Origin of the sequence: Paenibacillus sp. FSL R7-0204 (genome assembly GCF_038002225.1) — a bacterium.
Taxonomy (GTDB): Bacteria; Bacillota; Bacilli; order Paenibacillales; family Paenibacillaceae; genus Paenibacillus_AQ.
Map to the genome: position 1 here is coordinate 2,116,622 of NZ_JBBOCA010000001.1, position 16,503 is coordinate 2,133,124.

General features: G+C 53.6%; 13 protein-coding genes and 1 other RNA gene. 12 read left to right on the top strand and 2 right to left on the bottom strand.

Annotated features, from left to right (window positions below):
* Positions 1-328 precede the first annotated feature (328 nt).
* The 9 genes from glyQ to rnpB all read left to right on the top strand — a co-directional run bounded on the left by glyQ (position 329) and on the right by rnpB (position 10,292).
* Positions 329-1,216: a glycine--tRNA ligase subunit alpha gene (glyQ, locus tag MKX42_RS09415; protein ID WP_036724333.1), complete on the top strand. Its 888-nt coding sequence runs from the start codon at positions 329-331 to the stop codon at positions 1,214-1,216.
* Entirely contained in the window at positions 1,209-3,290 is a 2,082-nt protein-coding gene (gene glyS / locus MKX42_RS09420) for a glycine--tRNA ligase subunit beta (protein WP_340752266.1), read from the top strand. Before glyQ ends, glyS begins: the two co-directional genes overlap by 8 nt.
* 206 nt (positions 3,291-3,496) lie before the next feature.
* Positions 3,497-3,946: a YaiI/YqxD family protein gene (locus MKX42_RS09425; RefSeq protein WP_340757645.1), complete on the top strand. Its 450-nt coding sequence runs from the start codon at positions 3,497-3,499 to the stop codon at positions 3,944-3,946.
* Between the two features lie 24 nt (positions 3,947-3,970).
* Complete coding sequence (dnaG, locus tag MKX42_RS09430; RefSeq protein ID WP_245368119.1) at positions 3,971-5,806, top strand: DNA primase; 1,836 nt, start codon at positions 3,971-3,973, stop codon at positions 5,804-5,806.
* 40 nt (positions 5,807-5,846) lie between these two features.
* Positions 5,847-6,980, top strand: a complete 1,134-nt coding sequence (rpoD, locus tag MKX42_RS09435) for an RNA polymerase sigma factor RpoD (protein ID WP_036690273.1) — start codon at positions 5,847-5,849, stop codon at positions 6,978-6,980.
* 139 nt (positions 6,981-7,119) lie between these two features.
* Positions 7,120-7,944, top strand: coding sequence for a hypothetical protein (locus MKX42_RS09440; RefSeq protein ID WP_340752267.1), 825 nt, complete (start codon positions 7,120-7,122; stop codon positions 7,942-7,944).
* On the top strand, positions 7,941-8,720 hold the full coding sequence (locus MKX42_RS09445) for a tRNA (adenine(22)-N(1))-methyltransferase (protein WP_340752268.1): 780 nt from the start codon (positions 7,941-7,943) through the stop codon (positions 8,718-8,720). The genes MKX42_RS09440 and MKX42_RS09445 overlap by 4 nt, the downstream gene beginning before the upstream one ends.
* Positions 8,696-9,811, top strand: coding sequence for a Nif3-like dinuclear metal center hexameric protein (locus MKX42_RS09450; RefSeq protein ID WP_340752269.1), 1,116 nt, complete (start codon positions 8,696-8,698; stop codon positions 9,809-9,811). The genes MKX42_RS09445 and MKX42_RS09450 overlap by 25 nt, the downstream gene beginning before the upstream one ends.
* A 63-nt stretch (positions 9,812-9,874) precedes the next feature.
* Positions 9,875-10,292: RNase P RNA component class A (gene rnpB / locus MKX42_RS09455), an RNA gene on the top strand.
* A 423-nt stretch (positions 10,293-10,715) separates the two neighbouring features.
* Here rnpB and MKX42_RS09460 read toward each other — a convergent pair.
* A complete protein-coding gene (locus tag MKX42_RS09460; protein ID WP_340752271.1) occupies positions 10,716-11,930 on the bottom strand; it encodes an aminotransferase-like domain-containing protein in 1,215 nt (404 codons plus the stop codon).
* A gap of 96 nt (positions 11,931-12,026) precedes the next feature.
* On the opposite strand from MKX42_RS09460, the gene pdxR reads away from it, so the two are divergent.
* Entirely contained in the window at positions 12,027-13,460 is a 1,434-nt protein-coding gene (pdxR, locus tag MKX42_RS09465; RefSeq protein WP_340752272.1) for a MocR-like pyridoxine biosynthesis transcription factor PdxR, read from the top strand.
* A gap of 4 nt (positions 13,461-13,464) precedes the next feature.
* On the opposite strand, the gene MKX42_RS09470 is transcribed toward pdxR, so the two are convergent.
* Complete coding sequence (locus MKX42_RS09470) at positions 13,465-15,336, bottom strand: S8 family peptidase (protein WP_340752273.1); 1,872 nt, start codon at positions 15,334-15,336, stop codon at positions 13,465-13,467.
* A 287-nt stretch (positions 15,337-15,623) separates the two neighbouring features.
* Between MKX42_RS09470 and MKX42_RS09475 the strand changes: the two genes are divergently transcribed.
* Positions 15,624-16,121: a YpuI family protein gene (locus MKX42_RS09475; RefSeq protein WP_340752274.1), complete on the top strand. Its 498-nt coding sequence runs from the start codon at positions 15,624-15,626 to the stop codon at positions 16,119-16,121.
* A 154-nt stretch (positions 16,122-16,275) separates the two neighbouring features.
* Positions 16,276-16,497, top strand: a complete 222-nt coding sequence (locus MKX42_RS09480; RefSeq protein WP_445253443.1) for a DUF1540 domain-containing protein — start codon at positions 16,276-16,278, stop codon at positions 16,495-16,497.
* Positions 16,498-16,503 lie beyond the last annotated feature (6 nt).

A 16,503-nucleotide genomic window follows, 5' to 3' on the forward strand; every position in this document is an offset into this window, starting at 1 on the left:
GAGCCGGGGGTAGTGGAAGCCTGGCGGGACGACGTTCATGAACAGGGCACCCGGGAGTACGGAAGCGGCAGCATGAAAAGTGGATTTCGTGATTTTCGCGTAATCAAGTAGGGTGGAACCGCGGGAGAACATATTTGAGCTCTCGTCCCTATGTCTGTTCATCAGGCATGGGGGCGGGAGCTTTTTGGCTTGTGGCTGTGCGGGAGACTCTTCTTCCATCATAGACCGCAAGTACATAGAAGCTGGTGCCGCCTCCATCGCGCAGCAGCAAGAGCCAGTCGTAAGCAAAAGGCAGTACCACACTTGTAAAGCGAAGGAGCCGGTAGTTATGAACTTTCAGCAGATGATTCTGACCCTGCAGCAATTCTGGGCCGCCCAGAATTGTATTCTCGTCCAGCCGTATGATACGGAAAAAGGGGCGGGCACGATGAACCCTATGACTTTTTTGCGTTCCCTGGGTCCTGAGCCGTGGAAGGTTGCTTATGTGGAGCCTTCACGCCGTCCGTCCGACGGCCGTTACGGGGAGAACCCGAACCGCCTGTATCAGCATCACCAGTTCCAGGTGATCATTAAGCCGTCCCCGGACAATATTCAGGAGCTGTACCTGGACAGTCTGAAGGCACTGGGCGTAGATCCCCTGCTGCATGACGTGCGGTTTGTCGAAGACAACTGGGAGAATCCGTCCCTGGGCTGTGCGGGTCTCGGATGGGAAGTGTGGCTGGACGGTATGGAAATTACCCAGTTCACCTACTTCCAGCAGGTTGGCGGAATTGAAGCAAGTCCGGTAGCGGTGGAGATTACTTACGGGATGGAGCGTCTGGCCTCCTACATTCAGGATAAGGAAAATGTCTTTGACCTGGAGTGGGTTGACGGCATGACGTACGGAGATGTATTCCATCAGCCCGAGGTTGAGCATTCCACCTACACCTTTGAAGTCTCGGATGTCAAAATGCTGTTCACCCTCTTCAACACCTACGAAGAGGAAGCACGCCGGGCGATGGAGAATCATTTGGTTTTCCCGGCGTATGATTATGTGCTGAAATGCTCGCATACCTTCAATCTGCTGGATGCGCGCGGCGCTATCAGTGTAACGGAACGCACAGGCTTCATCACGAGAGTACGCAATTTGGCCCGGACCGTAGCGGCGACATATCTGGAGGAACGCGAGAAGCTGGGCTTCCCGCTGCTGAAGAAAGAAGGTGCTGACCATGTCTAAGGATATTCTGTTCGAGATCGGTCTGGAAGAAATCCCTGCACGCTTTATCCGGGCGGCGATGGAGCAACTAAAGGACAGAACGGCGAAATGGCTGGAGGCCTCGCGGATCAGTCATCAGGGCATCAGTGCATATGCAACACCGCGCCGTCTTGCCCTACTGGTGAAGGATGCCGCTGAGCGCCAAGAGGATGTAAGCGAAGAGGTCAAAGGCCCGTCACGCAAAATTGCACTGGATGCCAGCGGCGAATGGAGCAAGGCTGCACTGGGCTTTGCCCGCAGTCAGGGCGCCACGCCGGAGCAGTTCACGTTCAAGGAACTGGCAGGCGTAGAATACATCTATGTGACCAAGAGCAGCACAGGCATTGAGACAGCCTCACTTCTCTCTGAAGGCCTCACTGGCATTGTCAGCAGCATGACCTTCCCGAAAAATATGCGCTGGGGCGCTTATGATTTCAAGTTCGTCCGTCCGATCCGCTGGATGGTGGCTCTCTTCGGCCAAGAGATCATTGACCTTACGATTACCGGAGTCAAGGCGGACAATGTGAGCCGCGGCCACCGTTTCCTCGGTGAAGAAGCTGTGATCGCTGAGCCAGCTGCTTACGTTGAAGCCCTGCGCAGCCAGCATGTGCTGGTGGATGTGAAGGAGCGCGAAGAGCTGATTCTAAGCGGTATTCATAAGCTTGCGGAAGAGAAGAACTGGAAGATTGCGATCAAGGAGGATCTGCTGGAAGAGGTCCTGTTCCTAGTAGAGACACCGACTGTATTGTTCGGTACCTTTGATCCCGGCTTCCTGAATATCCCGCAGGAAGTGCTAATCACTTCGATGCGTGAGCATCAGCGTTACTTCCCGGTGTTTGGTGAAGACGGCAAGCTGCTGCCGTTCTTCGTAACAGTACGTAACGGGAATGCGGTATCGCTGGATGTCATCGCCAAGGGGAACGAGAAGGTGCTGCGCGCGCGCTTGTCGGATGCCAAATTCTTTTATGAAGAAGACCAGAAGCTGCAGATTAATGATGCTCTGGCCAAGCTGGAGAATATCGTCTATCATGAAGAGCTGGGCAGTGTAGGTGACAAAGTGCGCCGTATCCGTGCCATCGCTGACCGCTTGGCGGTGAAGCTTGGGCTGTCTTCTGAGGCTGCTGCGGAAGTCAGCCGTACGGCTGATATTTGCAAATTCGATCTGGTGACCCAGATGGTAGGGGAATTCCCTGAACTGCAAGGCACGATGGGTGAGGATTATGCCCGCAAGGCCGGGGAAGAGAAGCAGGTGTCCAAAGCGGTCTTTGAGCATTATCAGCCGCGCTTCGCCGGAGATGCCGTTCCTTCTACTCAGGCAGGTCTTGTAGTCAGCCTTGCTGATAAAATCGATACAATTGTCGGATGCTTCTCCATCGGAATTATTCCAACCGGCTCCCAGGACCCGTATGCTTTGCGCCGTCAGGCGGCAGGGATTGTCCAGATCGTGCTGGAGCATCAGCTGAGCCTAAGCCTGCAGGAGATTTTTGCAGCGGCACTGGAAGTCCATGGAAGTTCCCGTGCAGAGAAACATTTCACCCCTGAACTGCGTATAACCCTGTATGAGTTCTTCGGTCTGCGCGTCAAACGCCTGTTAGCCGACAACAATGTACGCTATGATGTTGTGGATGCAGCGCTTGCCGCAGGATTCGATGATATCGTTGATGTAGTAAGCAGAAGTCTTGCTTTGATGAACGCTGTAACCGATCTGGCTGATTTCAAAATCACTGTGGATTCTCTGACGCGTGTCAGCAATCTGGCCGCCAAAGCTCCGGAAGGTGCAGTTATTGACCCGGCCCTGCTTAAGGAAGAAGCGGAACAGAAGCTGTACTCGACTTGGCAGAGTATTCATGAGCCTTACCGCGAAGCCCTTGCTTCCAGACATGCCGCTGAAGCCCTGCAGATTCTGTCGGGACTTGAAGCAGCCGTTACCGGATTCTTCGATTCGGTTATGGTTATGGCCGAAGACGAAGGCGTCCGCTCGAACCGTCTGGCACTGCTGGCCGGCATTCATGCGGATTCCAAATTGTTTGCTGATTTTGGCAAGCTGGTGTGGTAATTCAGGCAGGTTTTAAGTAATGTTTGCGATTTTATGGTATAGATCGAGGGTTTAGGGTATAAATATACGGAACGGTGCCAATGCGTAGTTGACATTCGTTCCGTATTTATGCTTTACCAAAGAAGGAATTTTGAACGGCTAGAGCGTAATATATATTACACAGGAATTTGGTGAGGCTGAGTTTGGGAACTTCCCGGCTAAGGAAGATTGTTGTGGACGGTGATGCTTGTCCGGTTAAGCAGGAGATTATTACCGTGGCGCGCAGGTTCGGGCTTCCGGTGCTGATGGTCTCTTCCTATGATCATGTGCTGCGGGCGGAAGAAGGCGTTACGGTGGTTCAGGTGGACCGCGGGGCAGACAGTGCCGACCTCTATATCGCCAATCATATTTCTGCAGGAGATGTCGTAATTACGCAGGATTATGGACTGGCGGCGCTGGCGCTGGGCAAACGCTGCCTTGCACTTTCGAACCGGGGCCAGGAATATGAGAATTCTACCATGGATTTTATGCTGGAAAGCAGGCATGCCAAGGCAGTTGAACGCAGGCGCGGGCACTATTCCAAGGGTCCCAAAGCGATTACCGCAGAGGAAAAAAATCTTTTTCAACATAAACTGACAAAACTTTTAACAATTTTGCAGGAGAATGTCCAGCTATAGCGAATTATATTTAACTGTTAAGAGATGAAGGTGGTTGAAGTGGCTAGCGGACATGGTCCTATTCCCGAAGAGGTTATCGAGAACGTGCTGGCGCGGCATGATATTGTCGATACAGTCAGCAAGGTTGTCCATTTGTCCAAGCAGGGTAAATATTTATGGGGCCTCTGCCCGTTCCATTCGGAGAAGTCCCCTTCCTTCACTGTCACCCCTGACCGGGGAGTCTTTCATTGTTTTGGCTGCGGTATGGGCGGAAATGCCATCAAATTCAGGATGGAAATCGAAGGATTATCCTTCCCCGAAGCAGTCAGAATCATGGCGGAAGAGAGTGATATCCCTGTTCCTGAGGGGAGAGGCGGGGCGCTGGCTGCCCCCGATCCTGAGCGGGACCGGCTGATTCAGGCGTATGAATTATCGGCTAAGTTTTATCATTTTTTGCTGAAGAACACGGAATACGGCACTGCCGCCATGGATTACTTAAGAACCCGGGGGTTCAGCGATAAAATGATTGATCAGTTCCAGATCGGCTACGCGCCGGACCGCTGGGATACGCTGCTGCAGTTTCTCGAGAAGCGCAGCTTCGATCTCGCCGAGATGGAGAAGGGCGGATTATTGTCTGCCAGAGGGGAAGGCAAAGGATATCTGGACCGCTTCCGCGGCAGGGTTATTTTTCCGATTGCGAACCGCATGGGTAAGACGATCGCCTTCGCCGGACGCATTCTCGGTGAGGGGCAGCCGAAGTACCTTAACTCTCCCGAGAGCCGGTTATTCAACAAAAGCCGCATTCTGTACAATCTCCACCAGTCCAAAGCATCCATCCGCAAAACGCGGCAAATCGTCCTGTTCGAGGGATACGGTGATGTCATTTCGGCTTGGGAGGCAGGCGTGCAGAACGGGGTAGCCACGATGGGAACCTCGCTCACGGAGGGTCACGTGGGCTTGATGAAGAGTCTTGGAGATGAGATTGTGCTTGCCTATGATGGAGATAAGGCTGGACAAGCTGCCGCCCTTAAGGCCATTCCTATCCTGGAAGCCAGCGGTCTGCGGGTCAAGGTAGCACTGCTTCCAAGCGGCCTCGACCCGGATGAATTCATCTCCCGGCATGGAGGGGACAGATTCAGGGAACAGGTGATTGACTCTGCCGTGTCCTCCATCAAATTTAAGCTTATATATCTGAAAAAAAACCATATACTCCTAGAGGAAGACGGCAAAATTGCCTATGTCAAGGAGGCTCTGGAGATTATCGCCGGGCTCCCTTCTTCAACGGAGCGGGAGGTGTACCTGCGGGAAATCGCCTCCGAGCTTGAGCTGTCCTACGACAGTCTGAAGCAGGATTGCAATTTACTTCGGGCCTCCATGCAAAAAAACAACCCCGAAGGGGATAATAACGATAATAGGTGGAATAATGGTAGGCATAAAAAAGGGCAAGTGCAGACACCTACATTGCTGCCTGCTTACCATGTTGCGGAACGGCGCCTGTTATCATTCATGATTCAAGACCCGGAAGCAGCGGCCTATGTGGGTGAACGGCTCGGGGAAGAGTTCAATATTGATGATCATGCGGCAATCGCCGCTTATCTATATGCTTATTATGCGCAAGGCAAACCACCCGGCATCAGCCGTTTTCTATCATCGCTTCAGGACGACCGTCTGGAGAAGACCGCAACGGCCATCTCCATGATGGATACCCCTCCAGACTGGAATACCCAGGTTCTGGACGATTGTATTCGTGAAGTGCGGAAGTATCCTCTGCAGCGCAAAATTGAACCCAAGCGTGAAGAGATGATTCAGGCGGAGAAATCCGGTGACTTTTTGCGTGCAGCACAAATAGCAAGTGAAATTTTAGCCCTAGAGAGACAATGAGCTGTTGACAGGATGTACCTAGGGAGGAGGGAGTCGAATTATGGCGAACGATCAGCACACTGAACTGGAAGCGGAATTTACTCTGGATCAGGTAAAGGATCAGCTTATTGATCACGGGAAGAAAAGATCATCACTTAATTACAAAGATATCATGGAGAAATTGTCGCCATTCGATCAGGACCCCGAGCAGATGGAGGAATTCTACGAACAACTGAGCGATCTGGGGATCGAGGTTGTCAATGAGAATGATGAAGAGGTGAACAGCCTCCGTCCAAGCGAAGACAATGAGGACAAAGAAGGTGACGACTTCAGCTTCGACGATGATCTGTCGTTGCCTCCGGGTATCAAGATCAACGACCCCGTCCGGATGTACTTGAAGGAAATCGGCCGCGTGCCGCTGTTATCGGCTGACGATGAAGTGGAACTGGCGATGCGGATCAAGAATGGTGATGAGGAAGCGAAGCGGAGACTAGCAGAAGCGAATCTGCGGCTCGTGGTCAGTATCGCCAAGCGTTATGTCGGCCGCGGTATGCTGTTCTTGGACCTAATTCAGGAAGGCAACATGGGTCTGATCAAGGCGGTTGAGAAGTTTGACCATAATAAGGGCTTCAAGTTCAGTACTTATGCGACCTGGTGGATTCGTCAGGCGATTACGCGTGCGATTGCCGACCAGGCGCGTACGATCCGTATTCCGGTGCATATGGTTGAAACCATCAACAAGCTGATCCGGGTCTCCCGCCAACTCTTGCAGGAGCTGGGACGCGAGCCGTCGCCGGAAGAAATTGCAGCGGAGATGGAGCTCACCGTTGAGAAGGTTAGAGAGATCATGAAGATTGCCCAGGAGCCGGTATCGCTGGAGACACCGATCGGTGAGGAAGATGATTCGCATCTGGGAGATTTCATTGAGGACCAGGAGGCGCTGGCGCCTGCCGATGCAGCGGCATACGAGCTGCTGAAGGAACAGCTGGAGGATGTGCTGGACACCCTGACTGAGCGTGAAGAGAATGTGCTCCGCCTGCGCTTCGGACTGGATGACGGACGGACGAGAACACTTGAGGAAGTGGGCAAGGTGTTCGGCGTAACCCGTGAGCGGATTCGCCAGATCGAAGCCAAAGCGCTTCGTAAGCTGCGTCACCCCAGCCGCAGTAAGCGGCTGAAGGATTTCCTCGAATAGACTTTACAACCGGGACCTTCTGCTGCACGGTGGCAGGAGGTCCTATTATGTTGTCGAGGGGATTCACCAATGCTGGAGCTCCGCCATGTGCGGGAGCTTGTAATGAAGTGAAGGCAAGTTCTGGAAAGAGGGATGCCGGTTGAACCTGGAGAAACGTGATACTATATTAAGAGAAATTCAATACTGGAGAAGAAGCAAGCTTCTGCCGGAGCAATATTGTGACTTCCTGACCAACCTGTATGATGATCAGGCAGAGGTGGAGGACAGCAATCCGGTATCGTTACGGAATCTCCAGCAGGGAAGCATCAAAATTTGGCTGTTTGGTTTTGGAATTATTTCCTTGATTTTCTTGATTAGTCTATATTTTAGCGTTTTTCCCTGGCCTTTGCAACTTGCTACAGCGCTCAGCGTCCTAATTATTTGTTATGGATATTCAGCGATTTACCTGAACCGCAACAAGACAATCAGTCTGATGCTGGCGGGGATCGGCAGCATTTTAACGCTGGGATTCGGACTATGGCTGATTGAGCTGCATAAGCTGGATGCTGATTTTTGGACACCGCTGCTGATTGCGGCCTGCGGGCTGCTGTGGTGTGTGCTTGGTTTTTTTCTGCGTATCGGGCTGCTTCATTTCTGCGGATATGCCTTCTGGGCTCTGCTCTATGCAGGATTCTTCGGTCATGTCCGGCCGGACGCCTCTCTTCTGGAGCTGGAGCTGCTTTGGCTTCCGCTGTGTGTACTTATGATCTGGATGAGCTGGTTGATGTATCACAAGGTTAGCGGGGTCTCAGGGGTGTATCTGGGGGCGGGTGTGTCTCTCTGGCTGATGCCGGAGGTAGACGCACTATGGCTCAGAGCAGGATTCCCGGAATGGACCTCGCTTATATTAATACTGAAGATTGCAGTGGGCCTTGCGCTGCTGTTCCTCTTCAGAAAAAAATGGATAATGTGGGTGGCCTCATGAACAACGTAAAATTATCAGACCGGCTTCAGTTGCTGCTGGAGCAGGTCCCTGCGGGCAGCAGACTTGCTGATATCGGCTCAGATCATGCCTTGCTGCCTGTTGCCGCTGTGAAGAGCGGCCGTGTGTCTTCGGCTATTGCCGGAGAAGTAAATCCGGGACCCTATGAAGCGGCGCTTCGTGGTGTTGCGGAAGCAGGACTCGGTGCTAAGATCGCTGTACGGCGCGGAGACGGGCTGGAGGTGCTGGAGCCGGGGGAAGCGGACTGTATTACCATTGCCGGGATGGGCGGCTCGCTGATCGCGGCCATTCTGGACCGCGGTCAGAAGCTAGGTAAGCTGGCCGGGGTGAAGACGCTCGCGCTACAGCCTAATGTAGGCGAGGATATTCTGCGCCGATGGCTGCTGGCTAACAGCTGGTTGCTGGTCTCGGAGCATATTTTAGAGGAAGACGGCAAAATCTATGAGATCCTGACCGCTGTCCCTGAGGGCGCTGAAGCAGCGGGAATGAATGAAGAACTATATAGCGGTCGTCTGTTTGCCGGAGGAAAAGTGGCCCTTGATCAGGCGCTGCTGCTGGAGATGGGACCGCTGCTGCTGCAAGCGCCGAATGAAGTGTTCGCTGCCAAATGGCAGGGTGAAATCTCCAAGCTGGAGAGCATCCTGGCCTCGCTTGCACGTTCGGAGCTGGGGGCGGCCGAGGAGAAACGCAGCAGAATCAAGCTTCAGATTAAACGTATTGCGGAGGTGCTGGAATGTTTGCCAAAGGACAGACCGTAATTGGATATATGGAGCAGCTTGCCCCGAAGCATCTGGCTGAGGAATGGGATAATGTCGGGCTTCAGGTCGGCAGTCTCCAGAAAGAAATTACCGGGGTGCTGGTGGCGCTGGATGTCAATGAGAGTATTGTGGATGAAGCGATTGCCAAGGGCTGTAATCTGATCATTGCCCATCATGCGGTGATTTTCCGGCCGATCAAAGGGATTCTGACGGATACCCCGGCAGGCCGCTTATATGAAAAGCTGATCAAAAACGACATTGCCGTGTACATCAGCCATACGAATCTGGATGTGGCCGAAGGCGGAATGAACGACTGGATGGCCGATGCGCTGGGTATTGAGAACAGTGCGCCGATCAAGGATATTCATACCGAGCAGCTGTCCAAGCTGGTTGTATTCGTTCCGAAGGATCATCACCAGAAGGTGCTGGATGCCATTCTGAACGCCGGAGCGGGTTGGATCGGCAATTATAGTCATTGCAGCTTCAATATCGAAGGCTATGGCACGTTCATTCCACAGGAGGGCACGGACCCGTATCTGGGTACGCCAGGCAAGCTGGAGCGGGCTGAGGAGGTCCGCATTGAGACGATTGTACCGCATACGATCCGTAACAAGGTGGTACAGGCCATGCTGAAGGCTCACCCGTATGAAGAGGTGGCTTATGATCTGTATTCCATGGATCTCAAGGGGCGCAGCCTTGGACTTGGAAGAGTGGGGAAGCTGAAGGAGCAGGCGACGCTTGGTGAGTTCATCCAGACGGTCAAACGCGGGCTGGATGTGGAGAACGTGCGGGTAGTTGGAGATCTGGACCGCAAGATCCGCAAGGCCGCAGTCATGGGCGGGTCCGGTGCCAAGTACTACAGCAGCGCTATCTTCAAGGGAGCGGATGTGCTGGTGACCGGCGATATCGATTACCATACCGCACAGGATGCGCACCTCGCGGGAATCGCCCTGATCGATCCGGGCCATAATGCGGAGAAGATCATGAAGGTGAAGGTAGCGGAGTTTCTGGCCGGCAAGCTGACGGAGCATAAGTACGGCACCGCAGTGCATGCCTCGCAGCCGGATACCGAGCCTTTTATATTCCTGTAGGCTGTTATTATTTGCACTTGTGCGTTTGGCGGCATATCTGTATAATATACAATGTTGTTTCGGAAAGTTTGACAGACAATCGCCGGTATGCGTGAGAGCGCATACGGGAGGAAAGTCCGGGCTCCACAAGGCAGGGTGCTGGATAACGTCCAGTCGGCGCGAGCTGAAGGATAGTGCCACAGAAATGGACCGCCGATGGCCGCTTTCGGGCGGCACAGGCAAGGATGGAACCGAGGTGTAAGAGACCCCGAGGAACGCTGGTGACTTCGTTCCTGGTAAACCCCATCTGGAGCAAGACCTAATGAGACGCAGCCGCTTCCCTAACCGGAAGCTGCAGCCTTCGCCTGAGGCGTGTCTAGGTTGGTCGCTGGAGCTGTGCAGTAATGTATGGCCTAGATAGATGATTGTCGCTTATGGTGGGAGGGTAGTTCCCGGCTGAACCACAACGAGCACAGAACCCGGCTTACGGCAAACTTTCCTAACTGACAACTTTAATAAGCACAGTGCAGTAATTAATTATGACACATACAGACAATAAGACGGCGGTCTCCTTCGGGGGCCGCCTTTTTGTCATAAGTCCATATCATATACTTCAGCCTCTTCACTCGCGGACTCAAAAGCCGTTAATTCGGGCAATGAGCCTATTTTGTAAGCTATGCGGACTCAGTGGCCCTTAACAAACAAATTTTGCTTCATTTTGCGTTCCTAGCGATCCAATAGCGGCCCCTCAGTCCGTAACGAGTAGAAAAGGTGTATTTTTAGTAAAATAACATCTTCTCAGTCCACATAGCGTTACAAATGAGGGTTTTGAAGGTGGAGTTCCTGCACAAGACGACCTCTGCGAAAAATCCATTTCGCAGACGCCGCCAGAGTGGATGTTCCCATGTTCCTTAAGCAGATTCCGTTACAACGGCAACAGACGCTCCTCATACCGGGACAGCGCGGTGGTCAAGCGTTGCACCGCAAGCGGCAACAGCTCCGGCCGGGTATGGGTGAAATTCAGGCGCATCGTATTCTTCATGGGCTGCTCCGAATAGAAGACCTCGCCGGGAACGAAGGCAACTCCTTGCTCCACGGCAAGCGGCAGCAGCTCGGCGGTATGAATCCGGGCCGGCAGGCTCAGCCACAGGAACATGCCGCCGCGCGGCTCCAGGAAGGATGTGTCCTGCCACCTCTGCGAAGTCAGCTCTGCCGAGAGCAGCTTCATCCGTGACTTGTATTCCCGGGAGACCAGCCGGATATGGGCTTCAAGGTCAAAGGTGAGCAGCAGCTCATGCAAGGCGCGCTGATCGATGGTGCTGGAGTGCAAATCGGCGGCTTGCTTCGCTCTGGCGATCACTCTGACCAGCCCGGCTGGGCCAATGATCCAGCCTGTCCGCAGTCCGGGAGCTACGATCTTGGAGAAAGTACCTGTATAGACCACGCAGGTATCCCCGCCCAGATTCCTGTCGATGGCTGCGAGGGCCTTAGGATAGGCTTCCGGGGATTCATCGAATCTAATCTCTCCGTAAGGATTATCCTCCAGTATCAGCACGCCGTATTTCCGGCATAGCTCCACCACTTGTTCACGGCGTGCCCTGCTCCAGGTTGCGCCTGAAGGATTATTGAAGGTGGGAACGGCGTACAACAGCTTAGGGCGGTGAACTCGAAGCTGCTCTTCGAGATGCTCCGGCAGCAGCCCTTCCTCATCGCTCTTTACAACCTGGATGTCTGCACGGTAAGAGCCCAGTACCTGCAAGGCGGCCAGATAGGTCGGTGCCTCTACAAGTACGGTGTCTCCCGGATCAAGCAGAATTCTGCAGAGCAGATCTATGGCCTGCTGGGAGCCGGTTGTGAGGATCATTTCCTCGGTGGAGACAGGGAGGCCCTGTTGTCCCAGTCTGGCGGCAATCTGTTCACGCAGCGGAAGATAGCCTTCCGTCAGTCCATATTGCAGCGCCGAGCTGTCGCCGCTCAGAACGCGGCTGTAAGCTTCCCGGATTGCTTCTGCCGGAAACAGCTCTTCGGCAGGCAGCCCGCCGGCAAGCGAGATGATGTCCTTACCCTGTGTGATTTTAAGGATATCGCGGACTGCGGAGGACCCCAGGTGGTTCGTCATATCCGCATAGTTGATCTTCATATTCATGCTCCCTGCTATTCTGAATTTTGTAGTATCATAACGGTATAGCGGTATAACAGTAAAGCGGTAAATATAACAGTTGGGAGGAGACTGGCCATGCATATTGATTTACTCCGCAGCGGTGACAAATCGCTGCCCCGGCAGATCAGTGAGACGATTGCGCAGCGGATCACCTCGGGGCTGCTCCAGCCGGGTACGCGGCTGCCGTCCGTCAGAGGGCTGTCTTCCTCCTTGAAGGTGAGCCAGGTAACGGTAAGCAAGGCTTACGCTGACCTGGAGCTGCGAGGACATATTCTGTGCAGCCAGGGGAAGGGCTGTTATGTGGCGGAACGGGACCGGAGCAGAGAAGGTGCAGAGGGAAGGTGGCAGGACGGTTATGATGACTACCTGCCACGCGCCCAGCTCTGGCGTAACTTCGATTATTCTGAGGTGAACTATCCCTTTCATCTGGCCTCCATTCACAGCAGTCTGCTTCCGCTCGGGCCGATTGGCACGACCATGGCTGCACTTGTGAAGGAGCAGCCAGAGTTGATGGCCACCTATGGTAATTTCCAGGGTGACCCGGAGCTGCGCGAGGTAATGCGCAGGCACCTGCAGAGCCGGGGAATCCAGTTGGGTGCCAGTGATTTGATGATCACCAGCGGTGCACAGCAGGGGATTGATCTGGTCGCCCGGACCTTTGTTGGTCCGGGGGATACGGTGTATCTGGAGGCGCCCAGCTATACGGGCGCGATTGATGTTTTTGCCGGGCGGGGGGCTGAGATGATCTTCGTTCCGATGGACGGGGACGGCATGCGGGTGGACCGGCTTACAGCAATGTGTGACCGGAGGCCGCCTAAGCTCATCTATACCAATCCGACCTTCCAGAATCCGAGCGGGGTCACAATGAGCATGCCAAGGAGACAGCGCCTGCTGGAGCTTGCCCGCAGTTACCGCTGTCTCATTGTGGAGGATGATCCGTTCAGTGACCTGTACTTCCATCAGCCGCCCCCGGCGTCCATTAAATCGCTGGATACCGCCGGGCATGTAGTCTACATGAAGAGCTTCAGCAAAGTCCTTGCCCCCGGCTGCCGGATCGCTTGTGTCGCCGCTGAGGGCAATATTCTCTCCCGGCTGATCGCCGCCAAGTCGGCCAGTGATCTGGGCAGTCCGCTGCTGACCCAGCGGGCTGTACTGCCCTTCATCGAGCGCCAGTATGACGAGTACGCAGCGAAGCTGCGGTCAGCGCTGCGTGTCCGCCAGGAGGCGGCAGCGGGGCTGCTGAAGCAGTATGCTCCAGCCGGGGTGACCTGGAAACTCCCAGGGGGAGGACTCAATCTGTGGCTGCAGCTGCCGGAATCCCCCGCGATTGAGGAGCTGCACGCTCTGGCTGAGCATGAAGGGATCTCCTTCCTGCCGGGCGATGTCTGTTATGCCGAGGATATATCTTCCAGACATATCCGTTTAAGTTATTCGCAGCTGTCGCAGGAAGGGATGGTGCGCGGACTCCGCCAGTTCCTGCTGCTGCTGGAGCGGCATCTGCGCTCTTAACAGCTTATTGTATAGAATCGAGCTGTTTGCCGACCTGCTGCGGGAACAGCTGGAGCGGAACCTGGCCCCCTCCTGCCGCCTGCAGGGTACGGTAGATATCCACCTGGCCCCAGCCGTAATACTTATCATGGCCGGCGGTGCCCAGATCGATGGCATTAGAGGTCAAGAGGGAAGTCACTTCCTTGTTCGTCAGCGCAGGGTTCAAGGAGCGCACCAGTCCGGCCAGCGCCGCTACATGGGGACTGGCCATCGAGGTGCCGGATAACGCCGCATACTGATTATCGGGATAGGTGCTGGCAATGCTCTCCCCGGGTGCAGCTACATCGATGTAGTCCCCGTAATTGGAGAAGGAAGCACGCTCTCCCGCCGCATTCGTTGCGGCGACTGCAATCACCTCTTCGTAGGCTGCGGGATATCCCGGCCGCTCTGTATTGTCATTGCCGGAAGCGGAGACAATCACCACATCCCGGTCATAGGCATACTTAATCGCATCATGCAGAAACTGCGAGTCGGCATAGTTGCCCAGGCTGAGATTAATCACCTTAGCCCCCTGATCTGCCGCCCAGATAATGCCTTCGGCCACCGAATAGGTGGTCCCCGCCCCGGAATTATCCAGCGCTTTTACCGGAAGGATCTTGTTATACCAGCTAATGCCGGCGACCCCTTCCTCATTATTGGTTAACGCTCCAATGATGCCGGCCACATGAGTGCCATGCCCGACATCGTCGTCCGGCGTGCTGCCGCTGGTAATCGCATTGTAGCCCTTGAGCAGCTGCCCCTTCAGATCCGGGTGGTTCGCTTGAACACCGGTATCCACAACGGCGATTACGATCTCCTTGCTGCCCTTCGACAGATTCCATCCCTGCGGGGTTTCAATCGCCGGCAGATTCCACTGGTAAGTCGAGAAGAGCAGATCATTGGGCGTAATTACATTCACTCCCGTATTTTCGCTTACCTTATCATTGGTTAAGTACATATAGTGAGGCTCTGCGTACAGCGGATGCCACTTATTGGCGAAGTAGGTCTTGAGCTGGGAGTAACTCATCTGCTCCGACCGGAAAATATAAGCATACCCCAGCTTACGCGGCTCCTTGCAGCGGATATCGGCGGCGATGGTCTGAAGCTGTGCCGCCGTGGGATGTCCGTTCGGGAAGCGGACGACAATCTCATTCTCGTAGTAATGGCTGGCGTTCTCATTGTCATGTCCGGTTTTGACCGTAATGTCCTTCAAAGTATCGGCGTGGACGGATTCTATCCGGTACTTGCCTTCCTTCGGGTACGGAATGAGCCGCAGATTCTTGAGCTGATGCAGTGCAACACGGTCCAGAATCTTTTGGTTAATCAGGGCGATGACAGCCATTTGACCCTCCCTGTTACGCTGGGCTACGAAATAATATTTTTTGTCGCCGATGATGAACGAGGGGGATTCATAGGACTGGTGGCCTTTGATCGCAGATTTGGCGGTATTCAGGTAATGAAGCAGTTGCTTATTCTCCTGGTCGCTGCCTTCCGGCAGAGAAGATTTGAAGGTGGTTGTCTTACGGGTGTTGAAATCAACCAGCATCAGCATGGTAATATGCCCGTGCCCTTGCTGAAGGCTCTGCGCATATGCTGAGATAGCTTCAGGCGAAGCGTGATGCATATCGGCCAGCAGGGTGCTCAGATGTCTGTTTACATCGATGCGGTTCAGCTTGTCAGTGGCCGTTACATCCTGCACAAGGGTGGTTTTCTTGACCACTTTTTCCTGAGAGGGATTAGGCACAGAAGCTTGCCGAAGGGTTCTGCCGGTGCCTTCCGGCCGCAGGGCGAAGGTGAGCAGCAGTATGGTCAGCGCAGCAGTGACTACACCGGCGACGGTTAAATTTTTACGTGACATGATTTCCGCTCCTTCCTAGTGGTTTCATATACCGGTTAGGGTTCGGAGCTGAAGCCGGTTTTATGCATCTTACGAAAAGGCTACCGCCGTCCTTGGTTTTATGTTAATATCAAAAAGAAAGCGCCTTCCGGGGCTTGTGCTGTTCTGTCCAGAAGCAGTATTCTTCTCCGGTATCAGTACGGTGGAGGCTTAGGAGATTTTGTGATACTATCAAGAGAGTACAACTGCAATGTCTAAGTGTCATTAACAACTACTAATGCAAGGAACAATAAGGGGGAGCAACCGCCATGTCAGCAGCCAATGTGCAGAAATTGTGTGAATCGACGAGAGAGAAGCTTAAATCCGTGATAGAGAAAATGGAACTGTTCCTGAATGAGCATGCACTGCCGCAGCTTGTTACTGAAGAGGATGAAGAAACGCTGCATTTCTACCGGGGGTTCTTGTCCGATCTCCGCCATCTGCTGGTGTTCTCGGAAATGTCTTATGAGAAGCTTGGGCTTGCACTGCGCCGCGCTACCTTCGATGAACCTTTCGCGCAAAAAGCGCTATATAATGTATATCATCTCGGAGTTAATAACTTCTTTTATCCTAAGAATGAGAGTTATTCGGAAGATGGACGTTACGCGTATACCGGGCAGGATGCGATCCGTTTCCGCAAGAAGCCTGTACGTCCGGCACGCGATATCATTATGGAGATCACCAAGGTCTATGAGGAACTGCGTGATGATCTGACTTATTATGAGAATGATTATTTGACAGAGAAGCGGATGCAGAATCAGGTGTAGTCCATTGTGCGGTTAATAATGTTATTTCTGTAAAAGGCTGTCCCAACTGCCGATATGGCTGCTTGGGGCGGTCTTTTTGTTATTTGCAGGTGAGTAGCCATCAGCCGCATAGCCGATTTCACCAGCGGACATAATACATGGCGAGGTGATCATTATGACAAACGCCAAACCGCTTGTGAAGTGTAGTGTGAGCAACTGTCATTTTTGGGGAGAACAGAACCTGTGCCGTGCCGAGGAAATTGTCATTGAGATCGATCAGCATGCAGGCAGCCGTTACATGGAGGAATACGCAGAGGAGCTGACAGCGGGTAATCATCATGATCATGCCGGAACCTCGTCCGCAACCTGTTGTCTGACGTTCAAGCCGAACGCCTGAGAAGGA

What these genes read in the sequence shown, in the direction of transcription:
- glyQ (WP_036724333.1), top strand. Translation starts at nt 329, where the DNA reads ATGAACTTTCAGCAGATGATTCTGACCCTGCAGCAATTCTGGGCCGCC.
- glyS (WP_340752266.1), top strand. Translation starts at nt 1,209, where the DNA reads ATGTCTAAGGATATTCTGTTCGAGATCGGTCTGGAAGAAATCCCTGCA.
- dnaG (WP_245368119.1), top strand. Translation starts at nt 3,971, where the DNA reads ATGAAGGTGGTTGAAGTGGCTAGCGGACATGGTCCTATTCCCGAAGAG.
- rpoD (WP_036690273.1), top strand. Translation starts at nt 5,847, where the DNA reads ATGGCGAACGATCAGCACACTGAACTGGAAGCGGAATTTACTCTGGAT.
- MKX42_RS09445 (WP_340752268.1), top strand. Translation starts at nt 7,941, where the DNA reads ATGAACAACGTAAAATTATCAGACCGGCTTCAGTTGCTGCTGGAGCAG.
- MKX42_RS09450 (WP_340752269.1), top strand. Translation starts at nt 8,696, where the DNA reads ATGTTTGCCAAAGGACAGACCGTAATTGGATATATGGAGCAGCTTGCC.
- MKX42_RS09460 (WP_340752271.1), bottom strand. Translation starts at nt 11,930, where the DNA reads ATGAAGATCAACTATGCGGATATGACGAACCACCTGGGGTCCTCCGCA.
- pdxR (WP_340752272.1), top strand. Translation starts at nt 12,027, where the DNA reads ATGCATATTGATTTACTCCGCAGCGGTGACAAATCGCTGCCCCGGCAG.
- MKX42_RS09470 (WP_340752273.1), bottom strand. Translation starts at nt 15,336, where the DNA reads ATGTCACGTAAAAATTTAACCGTCGCCGGTGTAGTCACTGCTGCGCTG.
- MKX42_RS09475 (WP_340752274.1), top strand. Translation starts at nt 15,624, where the DNA reads ATGTCAGCAGCCAATGTGCAGAAATTGTGTGAATCGACGAGAGAGAAG.
- MKX42_RS09480 (WP_445253443.1), top strand. Translation starts at nt 16,276, where the DNA reads ATGACAAACGCCAAACCGCTTGTGAAGTGTAGTGTGAGCAACTGTCAT.